The 6,691-nt window shown below is 66.7% G+C and carries 5 protein-coding genes; 4 read left to right on the top strand and 1 reads right to left on the bottom strand.

Annotated features, from left to right (window positions below):
• Nucleotides 1-410 precede the first annotated feature (410 nt).
• Nucleotides 411-1,475 (bottom strand): lipid A deacylase LpxR family protein, encoded by a 1,065-nt coding sequence (locus tag RTO53_RS19010; protein WP_312239243.1) that lies wholly within the window; start codon nucleotides 1,473-1,475, stop codon nucleotides 411-413.
• Between the two features lie 192 nt (nucleotides 1,476-1,667).
• Here RTO53_RS19010 and RTO53_RS19005 point away from each other — a divergent pair, with 192 nt between their 5' ends.
• The 4 genes from RTO53_RS19005 (at nucleotide 1,668) to RTO53_RS18990 (ending at nucleotide 6,272) form a co-directional block, all read left to right on the top strand.
• Nucleotides 1,668-1,946, top strand: a complete 279-nt coding sequence (locus RTO53_RS19005; RefSeq protein ID WP_312239242.1) for a DUF493 family protein — start codon at nucleotides 1,668-1,670, stop codon at nucleotides 1,944-1,946.
• Nucleotides 1,934-2,641 carry a lipoyl(octanoyl) transferase LipB gene (gene lipB / locus RTO53_RS19000; protein WP_312239241.1) on the top strand — a complete coding sequence of 236 codons (708 nt, stop codon included), beginning with the start codon at nucleotides 1,934-1,936 and terminating at the stop codon, nucleotides 2,639-2,641. Before RTO53_RS19005 ends, lipB begins: the two co-directional genes overlap by 13 nt.
• 17 nt (nucleotides 2,642-2,658) lie before the next feature.
• Nucleotides 2,659-3,669 carry a lipoyl synthase gene (gene lipA / locus RTO53_RS18995; protein WP_312239240.1) on the top strand — a complete coding sequence of 337 codons (1,011 nt, stop codon included), beginning with the start codon at nucleotides 2,659-2,661 and terminating at the stop codon, nucleotides 3,667-3,669.
• Between the two features lie 425 nt (nucleotides 3,670-4,094).
• Nucleotides 4,095-6,272: a carboxy terminal-processing peptidase gene (locus RTO53_RS18990; RefSeq protein ID WP_312239239.1), complete on the top strand. Its 2,178-nt coding sequence runs from the start codon at nucleotides 4,095-4,097 to the stop codon at nucleotides 6,270-6,272.
• Nucleotides 6,273-6,691 lie beyond the last annotated feature (419 nt).

Genomic DNA, 6,691 nt, shown 5'->3' with positions numbered 1-6,691 from the left:
GCGTGAGGGCCCCGTAGCAGCCGGTAGGCCCCTGGCGCAAATGTCCCCCGGCCTGGCGGCCTCCTCCTTTATTTTGCCCAGGGGCCTACCGGCCGCCACGGGGCTCGGCTTGCGGTAAGCAGGTGGAAGCCGCGCTTTTCTGGCTCCTGTCGGTGGGTTGGGTGCTGGGCCCCTATGCCCTTGGAGGCGAAATAAAGGAGGAGGCCGCTTGCGGCCGGGGGACATTCGCCGGAAAGGGCATAGGGGCCCAGCGCCCAACCCGCCGACGACCGCTGTCGACCCAGCGCTGGAGCCAATGACCGCCGCGTCGGCAGCTGCGTCCGGACCCATGAGGAGCCGGCCAGCGGCCGGCATTACCCCCGCCTCGCCAGCCGTCATCCTGGGGCGCCTGACGCACGCCCGCCTCGAACTTACAGCGACCGGCTGATGGTGAAGCTGCCGAACACCGGGGCTTCCTTCTGCCCGTCGAACTCGCGCGTGCTGTGGTAGCGGGCGACGGCGAACTTCCAGCGCCCGCGCATCACCGCCACGCCGTAACCGGCCTGGCCCACCACGTGGCGCTTGTCCACGCTGTGGCTGTTGCGGAACGTATTGCCGTCCAGCGTGATATCCCGGATCACCCACGCCGCGTCGGTGGTGGCGAACATGTGCCACGACCAGCCCGACGGACGCCCGCCGCGGGTGGGCGCGGTGTTCTCGCCGGCCGGACGCAACGGCGTACTGCCGAAATCGTCCGGCAGCTTCCAGCCAAACCGCACTTCACCGCCTGCGTTGAGGTGGGTGGCCAGGTTGCCGACCGCCCCGCCGTAGTGGCTGATCGCATCCCAGCCCCAGCCGCCGGCATTCTCGCTGGCATCGGCCGGCCAACGCCGCATCCGCTCATGGGTGAGCATGAACACCGGCTCGTTGTGCAGCTGGTTGTCCCAGCCCTGGAATTTCTCGTCGCCCAGCAGGCTGTGCACCGCGTTCTGCACCTGCTCGCCCTGCGCCCATGGCCCCACCACGCCGAGCGCCAACTGCGTGGTCTGCAGCCGGTCGCCGCGCCGGGCGTTGTAGCCGAAGCTGCCGATCAGCACCCCTGCGTACGGCCGATCATCTTCGATCAGGTCCTTGCGGGTGAAATCGGTGGGCGTGAAGATGCCCTGGGCCAGGCTGAAGATCATGTTCTGCTGCTCGAACTCGCCCGGGTGCAGCTTCTCCAGATGGCGGTTCACCCAGCGCGCCAGCCGCGGCAGGCAGGGGTCATCGGTGTAATCGACCAGGTTCGGCGAGACGAAGGTGATCTGCGCGCCGTTGGTGTAGCCCTGGTCCTGGTCGGCGCCGCCGAACAGATCGTTGTCGACCCGGAAATTGACCTGCGGCGGATGCTCGCGCATCGCATCGGGACCGCACTGGTTGGCGGCCTGCACCGCGGGGGCGACGAGCGCCAGGACGCCGGCGAGTGCGGCCGACAACGCATAAGGCTTCAACGACATGGGATTCCCGCTCAGGACCTGTTCTGTTTTTATGCCGAAGCAGCGTAGTCAGCGTGTGACGCCCTGACCAGCGCTGCGCACGCACTGGAGCGTTTTGCCGGTGAAGGTCGATTTTCACATCGCGTTGGGTGCCGCTATGGGCACGATCATGCAGCGCTTGGGTTCGGCCGCTGGCGTCCCCATAATCGCGTCATGGAGATCTCGTCTGACAACCCCGACCACGGCTTCCAGTTCCCCGGCCAGTTTGAACTCAGCGCCATGGGCGCGGCTGGTATGGAGCTGGAACGCGAACTGCCGCGCCTGCTTGAGCTGGCCGGCGTCGAAGTACTGACCGAACGGGTCAGCTGGAAACACTCGTCCAACGGCAAGTATGTGTCGGTGCGGCTGGTGTTCAAGGCCGACACCCGCGAGCAGTACGATGCCGCGCACACCGCGCTGCGCGACCACCCGGAAGTGAAGTGGACGCTGTAAGCGCCTGCGAAACCGCCGCTTCACCGGGTGCACGCCCGCCACGACCGGCGATCGTGCGCGACCTCGGCCGGCAGGCGTATGCACCGGTCTGGCATGCAATGCAGCGTTTCACCGATGCGCGCGATGACGCCACGGCCGATGAGCTGTGGGTGGTCGAGCACGATCCGGTGTTCACCCTGGGCCAGGCCGGCAAGGAAGAGCACGTGCTGGCGCCGGGCGACATCCCGGTGCTGCATGTGGATCGTGGCGGCCAGGTGACCTATCACGGGCCCGGGCAGATCGTGGTCTACCCGCTGCTGCAGCTGCGTCGTCTGGGGATCGGGGTGCGCGATTACGTGTGCCGGATCGAGCAGGCGATCATCGACACGCTGGACGAATGGAATATCGGCGCTGAACGGCTGGACGGGGCGCCCGGGGTGTATGTGGGCGGGGCGAAGGTCGCCGCGCTGGGCATCCGGGTCCGCCGCGGCTGTACCTTCCACGGGCTGGCCTTCAACGTGGCCATGGACCTGGAGCCATTCCATCGCATCAACCCCTGTGGCTACGAAGGGCTGCAGGTGACCTCGGTGGTAGACTTGGGGGGACCGTCCGGCATGGCGGCCGTCACGCCGGTGCTGCTGGGCCATCTGGCCCGCCAGTTCGGCCTGGACCTCCAGCCGACCCTTGAATTGCCCGATCTGACTGACGCGGCCTGACGCCGCCGACCAAGGCCATGACTGAATCGACCGCTCGCCTCATTCCCCTGCAGATCGTGCAGGGCGACACGCCGTCCGCCGCACCGTTGCAGACGGGCGTCAAACAGCTGGGCGGTGACAAGATCGGCCGCTCGCCGGTGCAGTTCGCCGACGCGCCGGTGCTGCGCAAGCCGTCGTGGATCCGGGTGCGGATTCCGTCGGGCAACGCGGTGCAGACCCTGAAGGCGAAGCTGCGCGAGAACCGGTTGGTGACGGTCTGCGAGGAGGCGAGCTGCCCGAACATCCACGAGTGCTTCAGTCATGGGACGGCGACGTTCATGATCCTGGGCGAGGTGTGCACGCGGCGCTGTTCGTTCTGCGATGTCGCGCATGGTCGGCCGAAGCCGCCGGACGCCAATGAACCGGCCAGCCTGGCGCAGACGGTGGCCGACATGGGCCTGAAGTATGTGGTGGTGACGAGTGTGGATCGCGATGATCTGCGCGATGGTGGTGCGCAGCATTTCGCGGACTGCATCGGCGCGATCCGGGCGAAGTCGCCGGCGACGCGGATCGAGGTACTCACGCCGGACTTCCGCGGCAAGGGGCGGATGGAGCGTGCGCTGGATATCCTGGCGACCAATCCGCCGGATGTGTTCAACCACAACATCGAGACGGTGCCGGACCTGTACCGCAATGTGCGGCCGGGTGCGGATTACCAGTGGTCGTTGACGCTGTTGAAGAATTTCAAGGCACAGCATCCGTCGATCGCGACGAAGTCGGGGATCATGCTGGGCCTGGGCGAGGAGCTGGAGCAGGTGCGCGCGACGATGCGCGATCTGCGTGCGCACGACGTGGACATGATCACGATCGGTCAGTACCTGCAGCCGACGCCGCACCATCATCCGGTGCTGCGTTACTGGACGCCGGAGGAGTACAAGGCGTTCGAGGTCTACGGCTACGAGCTGGGCTTCAGCCATGTGGCCTCGGGGCCGATGGTGCGTTCTTCGTACCATGCCGATGTGCAGGCCAAGGGTGCGGGCGTTGCCTGAGGCTTTCGAAGCCTGAGGCTTTGAAGCAGCGCAGGACCGGGGTTGGGCGTCCGGCCCAACCCGCCGGGGCCAGTGCGCCCCAGCCCATGGGCGCGGCAGATCCCGGTTGACCCGGTAGATGCCGGCCGGTGTCGGGTACATTTCTGAACGATTCTCTTCCGTCCCGGTAGCAACCTCCGTCGCTGGGCGTGTGGCTCTGCGCCTTTCGTTCCTCTCCGCCCGACCCCCCTTTGCCGTCCGTCCAGCCTCCAGCGGTTGGCAGCCGCTGCCTTCCCCTGTGCCATTCACAATTTGCTACAGGCCCCGGTTTAGGCTGGAAATCCCCGTTGCGCGGGGATGGATGACAAACCCCGCAACTTTCGGCACTGTCGTGTGGTCTGATCCGCACGCAGTCTCCCCGTTGGCAAGGTGCCATGAGCAAGTCGATGAAATTCAAAGCCCCCGCATTCCTGATGGCCCTGGCGCTTACCGCGCCGCTGGCACTGGCCGCCTACGCTGATTCGCCGGCCCTGCCGTCGGCGGCGACGCCCGACCAGGTGACCACCTCCAAGCTGGTCTACGGACTGCTCTCCGACAGCCGCTATGCCTATCGGCCGCGCGCGCTGGATGCGGCGACCTCCAAGGACGTGTTCAAGCGGTACCTGGAAGCGCTGGATGGCAGCAAGCAGTTCTTCACCCAGGCCGATGTGACGCGCTTTGCGCCGTTCGAGGCGAATATCGCCACGGCGATCCGCGGCGGTGAGCTGGAGCCGGCGTTCCAGGTGTTTGCGGTGTACAAGCAGCGCGTGGGCGAGCGCATCGGGTATGCGCGGAAGCTGCTCAAGCAGGATTTCGATTTCAGCACCGATGAAAAGTTCGAATACGACCGCAAGGACGTGCCGTGGGCGGCGAGCAACGCCGAGCTGGACGATCTGTGGCGCAAGTCGGTCAAGAACGATTGGCTGCGGCTGAAGCTGGCAGGCAAGCAGCCGGCGGAGATCCGCAAGACGCTGGACAAGCGGTATGCGACGCTGGAAAAGTCGGTCAATGAGTTGAAGGGCGAGGACGTGTTCCAGTTCTTCCTCAATTCGTACACCAGCGCGGTCGATCCGCACACCGATTACTTCACCCCGCGCACGGCCGAGAACTTCAACCAGGCGATGTCGCTGTCGCTGGAAGGCATCGGCGCGCAGCTGCAGCGGCAGGACGACATGGTGGTGATCCGCGAGGTCATCGCCGGCGGTCCGGTGGCGGTCAACGGCACGCTCAAGGCAGGCGATCGCATCGTCGGTGTCGGCCAGGGCAAGTCCGGGCCGATCGAGGATGTGATCGGCTGGCGCATCGATGACGTGGTGGCCAAGATCCGGGGCAAGAAGGACACCCAGGTGCGGCTGGAATTCATTCCGGCCGAAGAGGGCGTGGACGGCAAGCACCACACGCTGGTGCTGACCCGCCAGAAGGTGCGCCTGGCCGAACAGGCCGCCAAGGGCGAAACCCTGACCATCCCGGCCAAGGACGGTGAGCCGGCCCGCAAGGTCGGTGTGATCAAGCTGCCCACGTTCTACCAGGACTTCGAAGGCCGTCGCCGCAACGCGACCGACTACGCCTCGGCTACCCGTGACGTGGCCAAGCTGCTGGCCGGTTTCAAGGCCGACAAGCTCGATGGCGTGGTGCTGGACCTGCGCAACAACGGCGGTGGTTCGCTGGACGAGGCGATCGAGCTGACCGGCCTGTTCATCGAACAGGGCCCGGTGGTGCAGGTGCGCGAGTCCGGTGGCCGCGTCACCGTCAACAGCGACCGCAGTGAAGCGGTGGCGTGGGACGGCCCGCTGGCGGTGTTGATCAACCGTGGTTCGGCGTCGGCGTCGGAAATCTTCGCCGGTGCCATCCAGGACTACGGTCGTGGCCTGGTGATCGGTGAGACCACCTTCGGCAAGGGCACCGTGCAGAACATCGTCGACCTGGACCGTTGGCCGAGCGGGGAGACCCAGCGCTACGGGCAGGTCAAGCTGACCATCGCGCAGTTCTTCCGCGTCAGTGGCAGCAGCACCCAGCACAAGGGCGTGGTGCCGGACCTGGCCTTCCCGGCCAGCGTGGATGCAAGCGAGTACGGCGAAAGCACCTACGACAACGCCCTGCCGTGGACCCGCATCGCCTCGGTGCCGCATACCCAGTACGGCAACTTCGGTCCGCTGTTGCCCAAGCTGGAAACCCGCCATGCCGCGCGCATTGCCGCCGACAAGGAATTCCAGTGGTGGAACGAAGACGTGGAACAGTTCCGCGCCGAGAAGGCCAAGAAGTACATCTCGCTCAACGAGGCCGAGCGCCGCGCCGAGCGTGAGAAGCAGGACAAACAGCGTACCGAGCGCCAGGCGATCCGCAAGCAGCTGGGCCTGGACCTGGACCCGCTGGCCGACGACAGCAATGACGACGGCCTGACCGGCAACGAGCGCGACATCGTCAAGGATGCCGCCCGCGAAAAGGCCGCCGAGAAGCGTCCGGACCCGCTCCTGCGCGAGTCGGCGTCGATTCTGTCCGATGCGGTCAACCTGCTGGAGAACGACCGCCCGCTGTCGGCGCAGGTGCTGCCGCAGTCCACCGCCGTGGGCCGCTGGGCCGACTGACCGGTCCCGGAGGGAGGCGTAGAGCCGAGCCATGCTCGGCTGCGCGCACCAACCGCGCCATGAGGGCGTAGAGCCGAGCCATGCTCGGCTGCGCGCACCAACCGCGCCACGGGGGTAGAGCCGAGCCATGCTCGGCTGCGTGCACCGACCGCGCCATGGGTGTAGAGCCGAGCCATGCTCGGCTGCGCGCACCGACCGCGCCATGGGGGGGGGTAGAGCCGAGCCATGCTCGGCTGCGTGCACCGACCGCGCCATGGGGCGTAGAGCCGAGCCATGCTCGGCTTGGCTCACCGACCGTGCCATGGGTGCAAGGAAAGCCGAGCCAAGCCAAGGCAGGCCAAGCCGAGCCAAAGCAAGCCGAGCCAAAGCAAGCCGAGCATGGCTCGGCTCTACCCACCCCCACCCCCACCCCCACCCCC

The organism is Stenotrophomonas sp. (assembly GCF_031995405.1).
Taxonomy (GTDB): domain Bacteria; phylum Pseudomonadota; class Gammaproteobacteria; order Xanthomonadales; family Xanthomonadaceae; genus Stenotrophomonas.
Note: the sequence above shows the minus strand (reverse complement) of the source record. Positions and strands in the feature narration are given on the sequence as shown.